This is a genomic window from Geomonas sp. Red32, assembly GCF_023652955.1.
Taxonomy (GTDB): Bacteria; Desulfobacterota; Desulfuromonadia; order Geobacterales; family Geobacteraceae; genus Geomonas.
The window spans coordinates 120,493-137,734 of record NZ_JAKLOY010000009.1 but is presented as its reverse complement, the minus strand read 5'-3'; the positions used below and the strand labels follow the sequence as shown (position 1 = coordinate 137,734).

The window sequence follows — 17,242 nt, the reverse complement described above, 5'->3', positions numbered from 1 at the left end:
ACGAAAAAAATAGTTAAATGAAGAGGGTCACGCAGATGACGTTCCGTAACAAGTTGCTCATCCTGGTGCTGGCCAGCAGCCTTGGCCTTTCGGTCCCCATCGGGCTCATCTCGCTGCAGCGGCTGCAGGAGAGCTATGCCCAATCGACCGCCGCCTTCCAGACGAGACTCTACGCCGATTTCGACCTCAAGGTGAAAGACGAGGTCCTCACCGCGGTCACCATGCTGCAGGACCTCGAGGACCGCCGCCAGCAGGGGGAACTGACCCTGGAGGAGGCGAAGAGGCTGGGGGCCAACGGGCTCAGGAAGCTCAAGTACGGCAAGGACGGCTACTTCTGGGCCGACACCACCGAAGGGGTGAACGTGGTGCTGCTCGGCAAGCCGGCCGAGGGGAAGAGCCGCATCGACCTGAAGGACGCCAAGGGGAAACCGCTGATCCGGGACATGATCCGGATCGCCACCGAGGGGGGAGGCTTCTACGACTACTACTTCCCTCGTCCCGGCAGCGACACCCCCTTCCCCAAGCGGGCCTACGTCGCCCAGTTCAAGCCGTTCGGCTGGGTGATCGGCACCGGCAACTACGTCGACGACCTCGACGCCATCGTCCAGGAGACCGCTGGACGTAACCACCGCGCCATGGTGAATGGCGCCTACCTCATCGCCGGGGTCACCGCGCTCATCCTCCTCATCACCGTGGGGGCGGTGGTAGCCACCGTGCGCCAGCTGATCCGCCAGATCGGGACCGAGCCGCGGGAGCTGGAGGAGATCGCCAAGAAGGTGGCCGCCGGCGACCTCACCGTCGACCTCGTGGAGGGGAGAAGCGGCATCTACGAGGCGATGAGGAAAATGATCGCCGACTTGAAGCGGGTGATGGAGCGGGTTAACCAGGGGGCGCATGAGATCTCGGCCGCCGCCGTCCAGCTCGATGCCACCGCGCACCAGACCGCCGAAAACTCCCGGCTGGTGGTGAGCCAGGCCGAGACGGTTTCGGTGGCGAGCGAAGAGATGTCCGCCACCAGCTCCGACATCGCCAACAACTGCCATGCGGCGGCGGGCAGCTCCCAGCGGGCCACCTCCTCGGCCGAGGCGGGGGCAGGCATCGTGGCCGACACCGTGGACGGCATGAACCGCATTGCCGACCGGGTGAAAAGCTCGGCGGGGGTGGTGGAGCAGCTCGGCACCCGCAGCGACCAGATCGGGGAGATCGTGGCTACCATCGAGGACATCGCCGACCAGACCAATCTCCTCGCCCTCAACGCGGCCATCGAGGCGGCCCGCGCCGGGGAACAGGGACGCGGCTTCGCGGTGGTGGCCGACGAAGTCCGGGCCCTGGCGGAGCGGACCACCCGGGCCACCAAGGAAATCGGCAGCATGATCAGGAGCATCCAGCAGGAGACCCGGACCGCGGTCGAGACCATGGAGGAGGGGGTGGCCGAGGTACAGCGCGGGACCACCGAGGCGGCCCGGTCAGGGGAGGCGCTGCAGGAGATCCTCGACCAGATCAACGAGGTCACCGGGCAGATCGGCCAGATCGCCACCGCCGCCGAAGAACAGACCGCCACCACCCGCGAGATCGCCGGCAACATCCAGCAGATAACGGAGATCGTCCGTTTGGGCGCCCGCAGCTCCGAGGAGCTCTCCAGCGCCTCGACCAGGCTTTCCGGGCTGTCGGTCGAGATGCAGGAGATGGTGCGTCATTTCAGGGTTTGACCTGGCCGGAATGGCCGCTAGACTCATCAAGGGCGTAACGATGCCCATCTTGAAAGGAGAGGTATGATCGGCATGGACGGAAACGGACCACAGGGCGGGGAATCGCTGCAGGAAATGATGGCCTCCATCGAGGAGGTTGCCGACCAGGCGAACCTGGTGGCGCTCCACCTCGCCATCGAGGCGGCACTGGCGGCCCAGCACGGAGGCGGCTCGCCCGCCTTGGACGACGAGGTGAGGAATCTGGCCGAGCAGACCATCCGGGCCACCGACCAGATCAGCGGCATGGTGCGCATCCTCCGCTAAACAACCAAAAGAGGACGGTGCTCTGCACATCCTCCGCAAACCAACGAAAAGGGGACCGGCTCCGCTAGGTGCCTGTCCCCTTATTTGCTCTATCCCTTCTCCCTCGTTGGGGTGACGGGAGACTACTCCTCCGGCAGCGGGACCGAGATCACCGCTCGGGTCCCCACCCCCGGCCGGGAGTTGATCAGGAACGATCCCCCCAGATGCACGATCCGCCTCCGGACGTTGAAAAGGCCGAAGCAGCGGCCCTTCGAGGTGGGATACTCGTCGATCCCGCCCGGCTCGAACCCCTTCCCCCAGTCCTCCACCTCGATAAAGAGGCGCCCCCCCTCCCGCCGGATGCTCAAGCGGGCCGCATCGGTCTCCGCGTGCTTGGCGACGTTGATCAGGAGCTCGCGGGCGGCGAAGTACAGCACCGACGCCACCTCCTTGGCCACCCCCTTTTGCTGGCCGTCATCCATGAACTCCACCGTCACCCCGTAATCGGTCTCCACCTGCTTCGCCTGCCACTCAAGCGCCGCCTCGAGCCCCGCCATCTCGAGGACCGGCGGGCTGATCAGCTGCGTGAGCGACCGCACGCTTCCGATCACCCGGTCGACCGTATCCCCGGCCTCTCCCAGGGTGATGGCCGCCTTCTCCGGGAGGGGGACTTTTCCCAGCAGCGCGATCTTCAGACGCAACAGGGCCAGGTCCTGACCGATGTTGTCGTGCAGGTTGGTGGCGATCCGCATCCGTTCCTGCTCCTCGGCAATCGATAGCTCCAGTGCCAGGTCGGCAACGCGCTGCTGCTTCTCGAGCAGCGCCTGCTCCGCCTTTTTCCGTTCGGTGATGTCGCGGGTGAGAGAAAAGAGGAGATTCCCGCCGGCGATCTCCACCACCCGGGTGCTCACCTCCACCGGAATCCGGCTCCCGTTCTTGGCCATGATGACGGTCTCGAAAAGGGCCTTCCCCTCCTTGCGCAGCTTTTCCATGGTTCCGGGAATGTGGCCGCGGCACTCGGGGGCGTCCAGCTCGAGGGGGGTCAGGCCCGCCAGCTCTTCCCGGCTGTAGCCGAGGACCTCGCAGGCGGCCCCGTTCACCTCGACGAAGGGGCCCGGATTCCCGTTGTCGAGGATGGGGTGTACGAAGACGAAGTCGTTGGCGGACTCGATCAGCGCCCGGTACTTCTCCTCCTTGGCGCGCAGTTCGGCGGTCCGTTCCTTCACCTCCCGCTCGAGGTTCTCGCGAGCCCTCGCCAGTTCCTCCTTGGCCCTGCTGAGCTCCCAGAAGATGAGCTTGAACGGCTCCTTCATCCCCACCACCACGATGGCGCGATAGATGAGATAGAAGGCCACCATCTTGAGGATGTGGCCGGTGAGATCGGCGATCCCTCCCGACTCCGGATACCTGAGCAGGCAGAGCTCCGCCACGATGGTACAGACCATGGAGGCCACCAGCATGGCGGACACGGGAGCGGCCAGATGGTCGCGCCGGCGTGCGATGAGCACCGCGGCGGCCGCCAGCATGGCAACGATCAGGAATTCGGAGCCGATCTTGAACGGGGTGATTCCGGTCCCGGGGTGGTAGCACTCCGGAAAGAGGCCGGTGAAGATAAGGGCGACAGCCACGGCCTCGACCAGCAAAAAGATAGCGAAGAGCGCATGGTTGCCGATCCGGCGGGAAACCATCAGCGGCGCCAGCAGACAGGTGGCTCCCTGCAGCAGGCGGGCGGAGATCCAGAACTGCATGGCGAGGTTGGCGGCCGATCCGTGAAAAGGGATCACGTTGGCGAAGGCCAGGGCATGGAGAAGATCGCTGAAGGCGGCGAAGGCGTAGCCAATACCGAGGGCGCTCAGGAAGGTCCCCGAAAGGAAGCGGCTGGAATTCCAGGTGAGAACGAAAAGGGAGAACCCGATCGCCACCGTGGTGATCTCGACCAGGGTGTGGAAGAGGGTATAGCTGTAGAGGTGCGCGGTTAAGAGGACAGCTGCTGCGGCAGCCACCGCCCAGAGCGAGGAGCCTGCAGTGGTTTCCTGATCCGCCATCGAGCCTCCTGGGTGCAAATTTCATGTGGAAAGGGGTGACTACGTTTTAATCGAATGGTACAGTATTGGATCTGCCACATCAACAGGGGAATCGGTGACGAGGGTAACGCTATGAAGATAACCGTGCTATTGGCGGACGATCACACGATTCTGCGGCAGGGATTGCGGGCATTGCTGGAGCCCGAAGAGGATATCGAGGTGGTGGCGGAAGCCTGCAACGGGCGGGAGGCGGTCACCATGGCGCTGGATCTGGCACCCCGGGTGGTGGTTATGGACCTCACCATGCCCGAGGTGAACGGTGTCGACGCCATCCGCCAAATCGCGACGCAGAACCCCGCCATCAAGGTGCTGGCGCTCTCCATGGTTCACGACCGCGGTTGCATCATGGAGGCGCTCAAGGCCGGGGCCACCGGCTACCTCTTGAAGGACTGTGCGGCCGAGGAGCTGGTGGGAGCCATCCGGAAGGTGGCCCAGGGCCAATCGTACCTCGGGCCGAAGATCGCCACCCTGGTGATCCGGGATTTCGTGGAAAAGGAGGGCCAGCAGACCCCCGCGACCCCGGAGGTCCTCAGCCCCCGCGAGCGGGAGGTGCTCCGGCTGATCGCCGACGGCTGCAGCACCAAGGAGATCGCCTACTCCTTCGGCGTGAGCGTGAAAACGGTGGAAACCCAGCGCTCCAAGGTCATGAAGAAGCTCAAGCTCTTCACCGTCGCCGATCTCACCAAGTTCGCCATCCGCCAAGGGATGACCACCATCAACTAACGTAAGGCTCGTTTGCCGGACCAAAGGCAAATCCCCCCTGTCCCCCCTTTGACAAGGGGGGGACCTGATTCCACGCCCCACCTTGAAGGGGAGGACCAGATTCGAAGTCCCCCTTTGACAAAGGGGGATTTTTCCCTGGGGTCAGCTCCATAAATCCCCCCTGTCCCCCCCCTTTTCAAAGGGGGGGACCTGATTCCTCCCGCTGAATAATAAGAAAGGGGCACCCGCCGATGGGGTGCCCCTTTTTCACTGCCTATTTTCGATACCGGATATTCGATGCCCTTTCGGGCGATCAGTAGTTCTCGAAGGCCTCGTCCGAAGCCGCCATCTCCAGGACAGCCCCTGCAGTAGTCAGCCGCTGCCCCTTGGCCGCCGGATTTTTCACCGCCGGCTTGGCCTGGGTCTTGACCGCCGACCGCTTGGCGCCACGCGCTCCCCCTTCCACCACCGTGAAGAATGCGATGGTCTCCTGCAACTGCTCCGACTGGGAGGAAAGCTCCTCGGCGGTCGAGGACATCTGTTCGGCTGCCGCGGCATTTTGCTGGATCACCTGGTCGAGCTGCTGGATCGCCTTGTTGATCTGCTCGGCGCCGGAATCCTGCTCCTTGCAGGCGGCGGAGATCTCCTGGACCAGTTCCGCGGTGCGCTGGATGTCCGGGAGCATCCGGTTGAGCATGCCGCCCGCCTGTTCGGCCACTTCGACGCTGGAGGAGGAGAGCTCGGAAATTTCGGCGGCGGCCTTCTGGCTTCGTTCGGCGAGCTTTCTCACCTCGGAAGCGACCACCGCGAATCCCTTGCCGTGCTCACCGGCCCGGGCGGCCTCGATGGCGGCGTTCAGTGCCAAGAGGTTGGTCTGTCGCGCGATCTCCTCGATGATGGAGATCTTGCTGGCGATATCCTTCATGGCGGTGACGGTGAGCGCCACAGCCTTGCCCCCCTCCTGGGCATCGGCAGCCGATTTCACTGCGATTTTCTCGGTCTGCAGGGCGTTGTCGGCATTCTGCCTGATGTTGGACGACATCTCTTCCATGGCCGCGGAGGCCTCCTCGGCGGCAGCTGCCTGCTCGCTCGCACCCTGCGAGAGTTCCTCGGAGCCGGACGACATCTGCTGGCTCCCGGTGGCGACGTTGCTGGAGGCCGCCTTGACGTCGTTGACCACCTCGGAGAGTTTGGAAACCATCTGGGAGAGCGAGCGCATCAGCTGATCGTTGGCGGAGCGTTCGGAGAGCTTGACGGTGAGATCGCCCCCCGCCACCTGGCCGGCCGCGACGGTGATGGTGTTGGTAGCCTGGATAAGCTCGTTGAGGTTGTGCTTGATGGCGTTGAAGTCCCCGCGGTACTCTTCGACGATGACCGGCGGCATGTCCCCTTTCGAGATGCGGTCGACGTAGTCGGCCGCCATGTTGAGGGGGCCGATCACTGCGTCGAGGGTGCCGTTGACTCCGGCGATGACGTCGCGGTAGGCCCCTTGATGACGGCTGGCATCGGCACGGACCGACAATTGTCCCTCAAGCCCCGCTTTACCCAACCTCATGGTGTCGTCGACCAGCGCCTTGATGCTGACGATCATGGTCTGCATGGCACGGAGGAGATCGCCGGTCTCGTCCTTGCTGGTTTCCCCGATGGAGACGGAAAGATCCCCTTCCGCCAGTTTCTGGGCAACCCCCACGCCGTGCTGGAGCGCCCGGCTGATGGTCCTCGCCACCGCGATGGCCAAGACGACGCCGATCAGGATGGCCGCGACCATGACGCCGATCAGCGTGTTACGCGAGCTGGTGTAGGTGGCCGCCGCCTTGACGGTGGCCGTGTCCGCCCCCTTGTCGTTGAGGGCGATATCCTGGTCGATCAGGTCCATGGTGTCGTTGAAGGCCTTCGCGGATTCGCCGCGGATTACCTCGACGGCCTCCTTGTTCTTATTCTGGCGGGAAAGGTCGAGGAGCTTTTGATGGACCTCCAAGTACTGAGCCCATCGGGCGGAAAACTGCTGGTAGAGCTGCTTTTCCTCAGGGGAAGCGATCATCTTCTCATAGTCGACTGAGTTCTTCTTGAATTCGGCCAGATCCTTGTCCATCCGCTTCTCGAACTTCCCCATTTCATCCTTTGTGGTGGAGAGAATGTGCTGAAATTCGGAACGGCGGAAGTCGCCGGCGACGCTCTCGATGCGGCCTAGGACCCTGACACTGGGCAGCCAGTTCGTTGCAATGTCGACGGTGGACGCGTTCACCCGCGACAGCTGCATGATGGCGAAGATCCCCAGCACGCAAGTTAAAGCCAGCACCCCCCCAACCACACACAAAATCTTCGCGTTGATCCTTAGGTTTGCGAACCACTTCATCCGTCTTCCTCCCTTGCTTTATGAACTTCCGATCTGTATCGACTGTGGAGTTCACTGACTAAAGGAGTTTTTTTGCCGCCGATAGACATCAGGAAAACACGGAGACGGACCGGCGCCAATGTCCGGACAGACAAGGCCCAGCAGACGAACGCCCAGCAGGCGTTCGCCCCGTTTTCGGGGGCTTGCCGTAGCGGAGGCATCATGGCCGATTGTTAGGAAAAAAAAACGTTCAGGTTGCGACCAGGGTGTTCCCACAGTAGGGACAGACGGTGCAGACGGGATCGACATAGCGGAGGCAATACTTGAAGGTACACTGCTTCGGTTTCTTTTTCAGGACGAGCGGGCCCATGCTTCTTTCCGCCGCCTGCTTGACGGCAAGGCACTCGACAGCCTCCTCCAACTGGATGCGGCGTTTTTCCACATTCTCGGCTTTCTTCTGTTTACCGCGTTTGGACATGATCGATCTTTCCTTCCGCCCCGGTCACCGGCCACCCTCTCCCATGAAGGGGCGAAGGTGCCTGCCATGAGGGTAGTTGCAAGAGGCTGGTGGTAGCGTTTAAGGGGGATGATAGTACACGATCGGCGGAAACTGTGACAGAAAAACGCTGAGAGCTGAAGACGCCGGGGAAGGGAGTAGTTCGCACGAGACTTGATCAAGGTGTAAAGGAGCCCGACACGAACTCTCATAAACTGTACGGGACTCCTTACAGCACGCCGAACGTGAGGGTGGAAAGTTTGCTCAATCAGGCGGATAAGTGGAGGGTACAGGAGTTGCAGCTCGAGCTTCATCCGGAATCGCGTCATTCGATGTAGCAAGGAGGCCCGCCATGAAGAAAATCGTGATGGTTGCCTTGTCTGCGGTCGTGATTTCCCTGTCGAGTGCCTCCGCCATTACCATCGCCAACGGGCAAATCGACTCCGACGTCACCGGTATCTCCGTTTTGCGGAGGGTCAGTCATGCCGAGCCCTCCTCCTGGTTTCTCATGGCCGCGGGAGGATTCCTGGCCTTCACCGTCTACACAACCAGGAAATAACCCCGGCTGGGGCAACAGAGGGCGGGGCCCCGTTGCCACGCGGGATCCGGCTGCTCAGTTCAGCTTGATCCCGGCCACCTGGGTGTCGGTCCCGGCGTTCTCCAGCGCCTTTTGGGCCAGTTCCACCATGACCTCGACCGAGACATCCTGCCTGTCCTGCTGGCCGTTGTAGCCGACGATCCCGAACAGGGAGACGACCTTGAATTGCTGGTCGTTGAACTCGATCACCTGCTGGTTCAGCCTCAATTTCAGCCTTTTCGCCATGGTGGAGGCACCCTCCACGTCGGTCTCCGGCAAAAGCACCATGAACTGGTAATCGTACCAGCGCGCCACCCAGTCGATCTCCTGGCGGACGGAATCCTTCAGGACCGAGGCGGTGGCCTGCAAAAGCTTTTCGGTTACGAAAATCCCGTGCCCCTTACGGAAAGCCTCCAACTGGTGGAAGCCGACGACCATGACGGAGAGCGGACGCTGGTAGCGGTTGGCCCGCTTGATCTCCATCAGCAGCCTCTCCTCCATGAACTTCCGGTTGTGGACACAGGTGAGTACGTCGATCAACGATGCGGTCTGCAACTGCTGCACATGTGCCTCCCTGATTCCTTCCAATTCAATGATCCTCATGGCAGTCCTGATCCTCGCCTGGAGCTCCGGCTTGTGAACCGGCTTGGTGAGATACTCGTCCGCCCCTGCTGTCAGTGCGGCGATCAGGTCGTTCTTACTGTCCTGGCTGGTGAGCATGATGATGTAGGTGTAACCGGTCGCCGCGAGCCTGGCGGTGTCGGCACGGACCGCCTCACACAGCTCCAGCCCGGTCATGTTCGGCATGACCCAGTCGGTAATGATGATGTGGAAGCGGTTGGCGCGATATAACTGCAGCGCCTCCTGGCCATCCTCCGCCTCGGTCACCGCGAACCCCATCGCCTTGAGGAGATCGGTGAGAATGTTGCGGATCAGGGCATTGTCATCGGCAACGAGAACTGAATAACTTGCGGCGGGATTCAATGAAGACTCCTCCAACGTACTGGGTAAGACGACCAATCGGCCGGCCCGAATGAAATCACCTTTTTCCCCTTATCGGCAATAGCCCGGCCGAGTTGAGCCTCCTTACTGCCACCACGCCCCGAAGCGGGCCAGTACGAAGACGACGAGCCCCCCCATGATCAGAAAGGACGACATGAGAGGAACCGCCGCGCCGAGTGCCGGCGAGCTCATGCCGAGGAACATCAGCGATAACCCGGCCCCGATCGACACCAGCGAGTACAGCTTGAGGTTGTGAAACGCCCTCTTGGTCAACCGGATGGTGACAGTGTCGTCGGAGACGCCGCACCCGCAGTTGGGACAGAAGTTGCCGTTATCTGTCATCTCTTCGCCGCACGATTTGCAGGATTGCATAATGCCTCCCTTGCCCGGGCTTTAACCCTTGGCACAGACGATTAACCAGAAAATGAACTGGCACTCATCAACCGTATACAATTCTAACACCGGGGCGACTGTGTCAAGCCCGACGGAGGCAAGCAGTGGGAAGCATCCGTCACAGATTGTCACCCGATGGAAGAGACATTTACTTTCCGGCAACAGCCCACTATCTGGCATCGCAGAAACAAAAACAGCGTTCTTGTTGTAATAGCGCTAAAGGAATATTTGTGCTATGACGACACGTTACCAATGCGGTCCAGTATCCGATCCATCGACACAACAATAGCGGAAGGTGAAATGAAGGAAAACCTTACCCAGCCACGGGCGCTGACCTGCTACGCGTGGAGCCTCACGGCAGGCTGGACGGCGGTTATCGTGGTCTTGGCCGCGCTCAACTTCCACCACGAGAAGTCGCAGGCCGTCGAGTTGGCGCGGGCGCAGGCGCGCAGCCATTTCGAGCGCGATGTCACCTACCGCCATTGGAACGCCCAGGCCGGTCCGGTCTACGCCCCGATCACCCGGACCACCCAGCCCAATCCCTACCTTTCCGCCCTGCCGGAACGGGACATCCGAACGACGGAGGGAAAGACGCTGACCATGGTCAATCCCGCCTACATGGCCCGTCTGATCTCCGACATGTCGTCGGGCTCGCCATTCACCAAGGGGCACCTCACCAGCTTGCGGCCCATTCGTCCCGACAACAAGCCCGATACCTGGGAAGCGTCGGCCCTGGCCTCTTTTTCTTCCAAGGAGGAGGAAAAAAGCACCGTCGAGAAGATGGGCAACCACACCTACCTCCGGCTGATGAAGCCGCTGATGTGCGAGGAGGCGTGTCTCAAATGCCACGCCAAGCAGGGATACCGCGTGGGAGACGTGAGGGGGGGGCTCAGCATCGCGGTGCCGCTCGATCCGCTTTGGGCGGTAGCCAGGCAGAATTCCATCTTCGTGGCGATCAGCTTCCTGCCGCTATGGGGGATCGGGGTGGCGGGGATTTTCTTCGGCAGCTCGCGGCTTCGTCGAACGATCAGGGAGCGCGACGCGGGGGTGCAGAAGATCGTCGCGCTCAACGACGACCTGCTGTCCCGCACGCAGGAACTGGAGACCGCCAACCGGGAACTGGACGACTTCTGCTCGACCGTCTCCCACGACCTGCGGAGCCCGTTGACGGCGGTGAGCGGGTACTGCCAGCTCATCCAGCAGATTCCCGAAGCCAGGGAGCCCAAAGCCCTCGAGAGTTACATCGGATCCATCATGGAGTCGGCGGAGAACATGGCGAGGCTCATTTCGGCGCTCCTGGATTTCTCGCGGGTAACGCGGGGGAACCTGGTTCGCAGCGGGGCGGATTTAACAGCCATGAGCCATGACATTGCCGTGGAACTGCAGTTCCAGGAACAGGACCGGCAGGCGATCTTCCGGATCGCGGAGGGGCTTACGGCCAGTGCCGACCACGATTTGGCGCGGGTGGTGATGCACAACCTCTTGGGAAATGCCTGGAAGTACTCGCGGAGCGCTGACCCGGCCGTCATCGACGTCGGCCAGACAGAGCACGGCGGCGAGACCTTCTACTACGTGAAAGACAACGGCATTGGGCTTGAGCAGGGGCAGGCAGAGCGGGTCTTCGATGCCTTCCACCGGCTCTCCAACGTCAACGGAGTCGAGGGACACGGCATCGGGCTCGCAACGGTGAAGCGGATCATCCTCCGGCACGGCGGCAAGATCTTCTGCGAAAGCGGCCTCGGCAAGGGTGCGACGTTCTACTTCTCCTTCGGAGAAGCCACGGAGAGAACCTCACAAGCCTAGACTAGCCACGATCTTTTTCTCCTCAGATTTTCTCCGTGTCTCCGTGGCCCGGTTTCTCAGCTTTTCCTTCCTGTCTCGTGGCCGGTTTTCCTCACTTTTTCTCGGCGGCCGCCCCTATCTTCTGTCTCACCGCGTCGAAAAACCCGTCGAGGGTGGTGAAACTGGCTGTGCCGAGTAGTTGCATCAGGTGCTCGATGCTGTGATAGCCCAGTTTACGGTAGCTCTCGAACTGCGACTCGCTGAACCATTGGTCGGCGGTGCTTTCGTGGGGGAAGTCCGTATTCTGTTTGGCATAATCGAAGACATCGGCCGGTATCTTCTTGCAGAGCGCGGGTTTCAGATAGAGAAGGATCCCTTCCTTGGGTAATGCCTCATCGCCGCCTGCATATTTGATGGTCCCGACGGCAAAGTGACAGTCGCACTTCCTGAGCTCGTCCAGCTTATCCTCTTCCGGCTTCAGCTTTTCCAGGTTGATCTCGACCTCCGCCCCAAGGTCCACCCTGATCTTCCGCACGGCGTTGCCGAAGTCTTCGAAGCCGGTCTTTGCGTCGCACGAAGCATCCCCCACCACGATGAACCGGCATTGCCTCCTCACCATTTCATACAAGCCCAAGTTCTCGAAATGACCGCCATCAGAGAGATAGATGAAGGAACTCTCCGTGTTGGTGAACCCGAAGGTCTCCTTCAACATGGGCCAAAAAGCTATCGACGGCCCGCTCTTTCTCCACTTTTCCTTTTTCGGATTGCCGAGCCACCACCCCAGACGCACGTTGAAAAACGCCATAACGAAGGTGATCAGCGGCGAGGAGTGATACCCCATATTGGGACTGGCGGCCGCCCCGGAAATTGCCATCGCGGTTCCCAGCGAGATCGGCCCCAAACCGCGCGTCATCCCGTAAAATTCGCTCGGCCGGTACCCCTGGTCGGCGTTGCCGCAGTGCAATTTCGAGGCGGTAAAGGAGATCGCCTTCCGCTCCTGCCATCCCAATTTGCTTCCCTTCACCACGTTCCACGCCATGTTCACGATATGGAACGGCCGGGCGGCAAGGGTGTGCAAAAAGACGTTGTCGTTGGGATCGAATCCGGTGAAGGGATGCGGACTGCGGCGGTCGGTCTGCGGATTCCTGGTCGCTCCCAGGTAGGCCCGGATGAGGCGCAACCGGTAGAGTGCGTGCAGCGAAAACTTGTTCGGATTGGTAAGCCGCCCGACGAAGAAGGAGAAGGCCAGGGTTACCAGGAACAGGAGAAACAACTGCCAAAGCGACCACTGATTGCAGAATGATGCCAGGTGCCGGTCGGGCTCCGGTGCCTTTTTCGCCGGCTGAACGGCGGGCGCTTTGTTAGCCGTCGCCGTAGCCGTCGCGGTCGCTGTAGCCGGTGCCGTAGCCGTAGCTGTAGCCGTAGCCGGAGTTGTGGTAGCCAGAGCCGTAGCTGGGGCCGCGCTCGCCGAAGCTGTGGTACCTGATGGCGGGGCCTTAGGAACCGGTACGCAGAAGGTAAGCGGGTGATGTTTTTGAGCCGGAGCCGGGTTGATGATCAGCGTAGCGAGCGACGAAAGTCCGACCACCAGCAGGACGATGAAAACCAGCGCCGCGAGGTGCAGCCCGAACTTCGCGAAAGGATTCTCCTTCTGCTCGGTCCCCCTCAACGGTGAGGGGGTCGCCTGGCTCTTCCCCAGCAAGGCGGTCACTAAACCCGAGACCCCTGAAATCCCGAAGGTGGCCAAGAGGTTGTTTACATTCTGGGCGTTGAGCAGCGAGGGGCCAAAAACGACCAGGACAAACAGCGTCAACCACCCCAGGAACACCATGAGCAGGAAGGCGCCGGAGCGGGCCCACCATTCACGGTCATCGTCGCCGGTCCAGCAATTTAAAAGCAGGATGTGAATCACCCCCGCCAGCAGGTAGACGGCAATGAGGAGCGGAACCGCCAAGGTGGCGTAGACGACTGGGGCACCGCAACCGGCACCGGGTTCGGGGAGGAGCGGGAGCACATTGATGCCCGCATAATAGCAAAGACATCCCCCCAGCGCGCCGGCCAGCAGTGCCGCCAGCGTCGAAAGGAAATACCGGACGGCAACGATCCCTTTCTCGCCGCCATTCGGGTCCCTGCCCCATGGAAAGAGGTAGCAGACGGCGCGCAGCAGCCACCCGCTACCGAACATGCCGATGCCCCCTACCACGAACCACCAGAGCGGATACGAGCGCCGGAGGGTATCCGGGTAGGCGGCCGCCCAATACATCGACAGCAAAAGCGAAGAAATCCCGAGCAAGGGGAGAAAGAGTTTCCGGCAGCAGGTCCTCAGCCTCTTGGACGTCAACGCAAAACTGGGAAGATCCGCACAGGTGCAGAAAACTCCCAGCGCCCCCAGGATGAGGCCGCCCCCGAGGTACCAGTTCGTACAGGAGTCGAGCCGGGCGGGAAGGACCGCCAGGTAGAGGCGCGGAAGGCACAGGATGGCAAAGAAAAGCGGAACCAGCATCAGCCAGTTGATTAGCAGGTTGCGGAGATAGATGGCTCCCAGGGTCCATGTGTCGGCTGAAAGCACCCCCACCCGCGGCGTCAGGTAATTGCTGTAGTCGCGCAAAAACCTCACCTGCGGGACCTCGCGTCCGGCCGGGAAGGCGCAGGCGAGGCTCTTGGCGACCCTGCCGATTCCTTCCCCGGGGGGATGAGCTTCCTGGGACGAAGGGGTCTTCTCCCCCTTCTCCACCCGCTGTACCCAAGAGCTGAGCCAGCTGCCGATGTACCCCCCGCCGGAGACCGTCGAAAGGTAGTCGAACTTATCCAGCAGTCCCTTCTCGGCCAGGCCCTCCAGTATCCCCAGGTTGAAGGTCGCGCTGCGGATGCCGCCGCCGGAAAGGCAGATGGCAGAGAGCGAGGCGCGCGTTCGTTGCCGCTGCTCGGCCTGCTTTCCGGGCGAAGCAGGACCGGCCAAGGCAGCGATTTCCTGATCGATCACCTCCTGGTAGGTAATGGGGGGATCTTCCATGTCCTTTTTCATAGGGTCGCATCCTCCTGAGCGGAAACCGGCTCGTCATAGCCGGCCCCCGGCTCCAGCGTCACAGCGGCTTTTGCGTCGGATTCCCCTGGGGACAGTGCTTGCTGTCCTCCAACCAGAAACGGTACACGGCCGGCAACGGCTTCTCCGGTGACTCCTTTTTCTCCTCCTTCTGCTGGGGCGGTTCCGCCCCCTTGCTCATGACCTCCTTGGTTACGAAGGCGGTCACAAACTGGATGAAACGGTCGTTCCAGATATCGTCGTGGTCCTTGATCAGGCTGCGGTCCGCCGACATCACAAGATAGGGAAGATGGCCCGTGTAGACCGGGGTGGGATCGAGCCTGACCCCGTCGTACCACCTCTGCAGCTTGCCCGGGGCCTCCGGTGCCTTGGCGAGCTCCCTCAGGTTTTCCAGCGCCTGGCTGACCGAGGTGATGGAAAGCCCGGAAGTCCGCTCCAGGGGTGACGGCTGGTGGGACGGATCGTAAGTGATGTCGTGGGTCTTGTAACGGTCGAGGTGCCCGACGGTCCCCATGATGGCCGCTCGCTCCCCGGGGTGCGGCGCCGTCTGGGTCAGGGTGTAGAGCCTCCCCAACGGGAAGGCCACCCCGGTCGCCCAGTCGCTCTTGGAGGTCACCACGACCATGATCGGGCGCTCGTTGGGAGGGAAGCAGCGCGATTTCCCCGCTTCGAAGAGAGGTTCGTAGGCGGCCCCTTCGAAGGCGGGATTGACCAGCAGGATGAAATCGCCGAAGCTCTTCGCGGTATCGAAGTGGTAGGTGCCGTCGTCCCGGCGCTCCAGGTAGAGGCCACGGTCGATGAGACCGGAGTGCACGGCATGATACATGAGGAGCCCGCCGAAGCTGTGACCGATAAGGAAGAGCTGGGTCTGGCGGTTGCTCGCCAGTTTGCCGCTTTCCTGCCACCCGTTGAGGTTCGCCCTCAGGTTGTTGATCTCTATCAGCAACTGCTTCGCCGAACGGTCGCCGACCCGCTCCCCGGCGTTCTTCCGGTTCCAGAAAGTGATGTTGTTGAGGCCGGGGATCTTCAGGGAAAGGCCGCGCCAGGCGAGATAGATACCGGCGACCTTGCGGGCGTCCCGCTTCTCGTGCTGGGCGAGGAGTTGTTCCTGGACGTCCAGGCGCTCCAGCAGTTTGTTGAATTCCTTCACGTTGTCGTCGTCGCCATCGGCATTGTGCTTCCAGCCGTGGGCGAAAACGGCGATGAGGTACTGCCGGTCGCGGCCGGTCTCCCGCCGGTACCGCTCGCGGTCGTCGGCGATGGCGTCGAAGATCGCGTTGCGCTGCCTCTTGTCGTGGAACCACCCCTGGTCGTCGAACTCAACGTATCCCACCAGGTAGTTCCCCTTGGCCAGGATGGCCCGGTTGGAACTGTAGTTCTCGAAGGTACGGTTCTCAGCTGGGGACTCGCCGCGGCACGTTATGACACAGGGAGGATCCTCCCCCTTGGTGCAGCGGCTGGTGCAACTCTCAATGGAAGGTTTCAGTGCGTCGCCGGAATAGGGCCTGCGGGGACGGTCGAAGGTGCAGCCGGAAACGGTAACCAGGATAAGGAGGGACAGAAAGCAACGGATCAACGGGATCGGCAGACGGTCACACGGAGTGGCAGCTTCACGCACGGTTGGTCCTCCTTTGACGTCGCAGGTAGTGTCACTACCTGCAATCGTGGTTACTTAAAACCAGGACAGACTGACAGTGTTGCTTGCGGTGGCTGAGGATTCCTCACTATGGCGATGACTGTGGATGGAATGGAGATGATAATGATACTTTTCACATGATACACGGAAATGCGGTCAATGCCAGAAAGGGGGTGGAATCGGCCAGGGTGTCGCCTGATCCGGGGGCGGGGTTGTGTAGCTGCTGGGCTTGGCGGCGGACGGCTCGACGGGGGCAAGTTTCCGCTGCTCCCATCGTGAGGGCGTGATCGTTTTCTCTACCAGGGAAGCCGGATTGTGAGACAACCCGGGAGCCGGTCACTACTTGTACTGCCCGCTGCCATTCTCAAAGTGCTATAATATTGTCAGATGATCGGAAGTAAGCTCTCAGAGCCGGTAGACGTTTTGGCTATGAGAGCTACCGATGGTGCCGGTTAGGATCAGTTAAAGTAAGAGGGGCCGGCCATGAGGACCGGAAGACCCACCCACTCAAGCAGCCGTTCACAGACGTTCCCTCCAAGCTGGCACCACCTCCACGAGAACTATCCGCGCAGAACTGTCCTCTACACAGTTGCCATTGCCATCTTCCTCCTGGCCGATCTCATCCTGATTGCCAAACATCTCCAATACCTGCGGGAACAGCCGAAACGGCTCGCCTCGATGGATCAGGCCGATCTTCTTCGCACGGAGAGCGTGGAACAGACGGAACGGAACCTGGCCGAGCGGCGGATGCTTTTGGGGCGCCGGCAGGCCATGCTTGCCCGGGGACCTCACCTGAGCATCGACTGCTCCCGGGGTGTGATGTACCTGCAGCACGACCGGGCAATTCTGCGTGAAATGCCGGTCCGGCTCGGCTCCGCCCTGACGGCGGCCACTCCGGACGGGTCGCTCCAGGTGCCGCTTAAGCGCAGCCGCAGGATCCTGGCGGGAGAAAATGGCCAGGTCACGGCTCCGGCCGCGCCCCTTCCCGGCACCGCGGCCGCCCCCGAGGGTGCGGCGGCAGCGGCAGGCAGCGATCCGTTGCCTGTCTTCCTTGAGGGAGGGATCGCCATCTATCCACTGCCGGAAGACGGTGCCCTTTCCGGCGGCCGGTATCCACCTGACGCGATTGAGGTAGCCCGCTCGGACCTGGAAGCGATCAGGGAAACCCTGCACCCGGGGATGCGGGTGTACTTCTACTGAT

13 protein-coding genes are annotated in these 17,242 nt (G+C 61.7%); 6 read left to right on the top strand and 7 right to left on the bottom strand.

What is annotated here, in order from left to right; genetic code table 11:
• Window positions 1–17 precede the first annotated feature (17 nt).
• Complete coding sequence (locus L4X63_RS23770) at window positions 18–1,709, top strand: methyl-accepting chemotaxis protein (protein WP_284694730.1); 1,692 nt, start codon at window positions 18–20, stop codon at window positions 1,707–1,709.
• A gap of 63 nt (window positions 1,710–1,772) precedes the next feature.
• Window positions 1,773–2,012 carry a methyl-accepting chemotaxis protein gene (locus tag L4X63_RS19925; protein WP_250680414.1) on the top strand — a complete coding sequence of 80 codons (240 nt, stop codon included), beginning with the start codon at window positions 1,773–1,775 and terminating at the stop codon, window positions 2,010–2,012.
• Window positions 2,013–2,134: 122 nt separating this feature from the next.
• Here L4X63_RS19925 and L4X63_RS19920 read toward each other — a convergent pair whose 3' ends face one another.
• A complete protein-coding gene (locus tag L4X63_RS19920) occupies window positions 2,135–4,036 on the bottom strand; it encodes an MASE3 domain-containing protein (RefSeq protein ID WP_250680413.1) in 1,902 nt (633 codons plus the stop codon).
• A 54-nt stretch (window positions 4,037–4,090) separates the two neighbouring features.
• Between L4X63_RS19920 and L4X63_RS19915 the strand changes: the two genes are divergently transcribed.
• On the top strand, window positions 4,091–4,798 hold the full coding sequence (locus L4X63_RS19915; RefSeq protein ID WP_350339203.1) for a response regulator: 708 nt from the start codon (window positions 4,091–4,093) through the stop codon (window positions 4,796–4,798).
• A gap of 292 nt (window positions 4,799–5,090) precedes the next feature.
• On the opposite strand, the gene L4X63_RS19910 is transcribed toward L4X63_RS19915, so the two are convergent.
• Together L4X63_RS19910 and L4X63_RS19905 are read right to left on the bottom strand one after the other, a co-directional pair.
• Window positions 5,091–7,133, bottom strand: a complete 2,043-nt coding sequence (locus tag L4X63_RS19910; protein ID WP_250680412.1) for a methyl-accepting chemotaxis protein — start codon at window positions 7,131–7,133, stop codon at window positions 5,091–5,093.
• A gap of 229 nt (window positions 7,134–7,362) precedes the next feature.
• Window positions 7,363–7,590 carry a hypothetical protein gene (locus L4X63_RS19905; RefSeq protein WP_250680411.1) on the bottom strand — a complete coding sequence of 76 codons (228 nt, stop codon included), beginning with the start codon at window positions 7,588–7,590 and terminating at the stop codon, window positions 7,363–7,365.
• A 370-nt stretch (window positions 7,591–7,960) separates the two neighbouring features.
• Between L4X63_RS19905 and L4X63_RS19900 the strand changes: the two genes are divergently transcribed.
• On the top strand, window positions 7,961–8,167 hold the full coding sequence (locus L4X63_RS19900) for a hypothetical protein (RefSeq protein WP_250680410.1): 207 nt from the start codon (window positions 7,961–7,963) through the stop codon (window positions 8,165–8,167).
• Between the two features lie 54 nt (window positions 8,168–8,221).
• Here L4X63_RS19900 and L4X63_RS19895 read toward each other — a convergent pair whose 3' ends face one another.
• Both L4X63_RS19895 and L4X63_RS19890 read right to left on the bottom strand, forming a co-directional pair.
• On the bottom strand, window positions 8,222–9,169 hold the full coding sequence (locus L4X63_RS19895) for a response regulator (protein ID WP_250680409.1): 948 nt from the start codon (window positions 9,167–9,169) through the stop codon (window positions 8,222–8,224).
• Window positions 9,170–9,271: 102 nt separating this feature from the next.
• Window positions 9,272–9,559, bottom strand: a complete 288-nt coding sequence (locus L4X63_RS19890) for a zinc ribbon domain-containing protein (protein ID WP_250680408.1) — start codon at window positions 9,557–9,559, stop codon at window positions 9,272–9,274.
• A gap of 321 nt (window positions 9,560–9,880) precedes the next feature.
• Between L4X63_RS19890 and L4X63_RS19885 the strand changes: the two genes are divergently transcribed.
• Complete coding sequence (locus tag L4X63_RS19885; protein ID WP_250680407.1) at window positions 9,881–11,383, top strand: ATP-binding protein; 1,503 nt, start codon at window positions 9,881–9,883, stop codon at window positions 11,381–11,383.
• A 91-nt stretch (window positions 11,384–11,474) separates the two neighbouring features.
• Here the strand turns inward: L4X63_RS19885 and L4X63_RS19880 are convergent, their stop codons facing one another.
• Both L4X63_RS19880 and L4X63_RS19875 read right to left on the bottom strand, forming a co-directional pair.
• Window positions 11,475–14,387: a patatin-like phospholipase family protein gene (locus L4X63_RS19880; RefSeq protein WP_250680406.1), complete on the bottom strand. Its 2,913-nt coding sequence runs from the start codon at window positions 14,385–14,387 to the stop codon at window positions 11,475–11,477.
• Between the two features lie 58 nt (window positions 14,388–14,445).
• The gene (locus L4X63_RS19875; RefSeq protein ID WP_250680405.1) at window positions 14,446–16,023 is read right to left on the bottom strand and encodes a hypothetical protein; all 1,578 of its coding nucleotides are present in this window, start codon (window positions 16,021–16,023) and stop codon (window positions 14,446–14,448) included.
• 501 nt (window positions 16,024–16,524) lie between these two features.
• Between L4X63_RS19875 and L4X63_RS19870 the strand changes: the two genes are divergently transcribed.
• Window positions 16,525–17,241 carry a hypothetical protein gene (locus tag L4X63_RS19870; protein WP_250680404.1) on the top strand — a complete coding sequence of 239 codons (717 nt, stop codon included), beginning with the start codon at window positions 16,525–16,527 and terminating at the stop codon, window positions 17,239–17,241.
• Window position 17,242: the final 1 nt, after the last annotated feature.

Excerpts from the sequence above, each read along its gene's own strand:
- L4X63_RS23770 (WP_284694730.1), top strand. The coding sequence starts at position 18 with ATGAAGAGGGTCACGCAGATGACGTTCCGTAACAAGTTGCTCATCCTG.
- L4X63_RS19925 (WP_250680414.1), top strand. The coding sequence starts at position 1,773 with ATGATCGGCATGGACGGAAACGGACCACAGGGCGGGGAATCGCTGCAG.
- L4X63_RS19920 (WP_250680413.1), bottom strand. The coding sequence starts at position 4,036 with ATGGCGGATCAGGAAACCACTGCAGGCTCCTCGCTCTGGGCGGTGGCT.
- L4X63_RS19915 (WP_350339203.1), top strand. The coding sequence starts at position 4,091 with ATGGTACAGTATTGGATCTGCCACATCAACAGGGGAATCGGTGACGAG.
- L4X63_RS19910 (WP_250680412.1), bottom strand. The coding sequence starts at position 7,133 with ATGAAGTGGTTCGCAAACCTAAGGATCAACGCGAAGATTTTGTGTGTG.
- L4X63_RS19905 (WP_250680411.1), bottom strand. The coding sequence starts at position 7,590 with ATGTCCAAACGCGGTAAACAGAAGAAAGCCGAGAATGTGGAAAAACGC.
- L4X63_RS19900 (WP_250680410.1), top strand. The coding sequence starts at position 7,961 with ATGAAGAAAATCGTGATGGTTGCCTTGTCTGCGGTCGTGATTTCCCTG.
- L4X63_RS19890 (WP_250680408.1), bottom strand. The coding sequence starts at position 9,559 with ATGCAATCCTGCAAATCGTGCGGCGAAGAGATGACAGATAACGGCAAC.
- L4X63_RS19885 (WP_250680407.1), top strand. The coding sequence starts at position 9,881 with ATGAAGGAAAACCTTACCCAGCCACGGGCGCTGACCTGCTACGCGTGG.
- L4X63_RS19880 (WP_250680406.1), bottom strand. The coding sequence starts at position 14,387 with ATGAAAAAGGACATGGAAGATCCCCCCATTACCTACCAGGAGGTGATC.
- L4X63_RS19870 (WP_250680404.1), top strand. The coding sequence starts at position 16,525 with ATGAGGACCGGAAGACCCACCCACTCAAGCAGCCGTTCACAGACGTTC.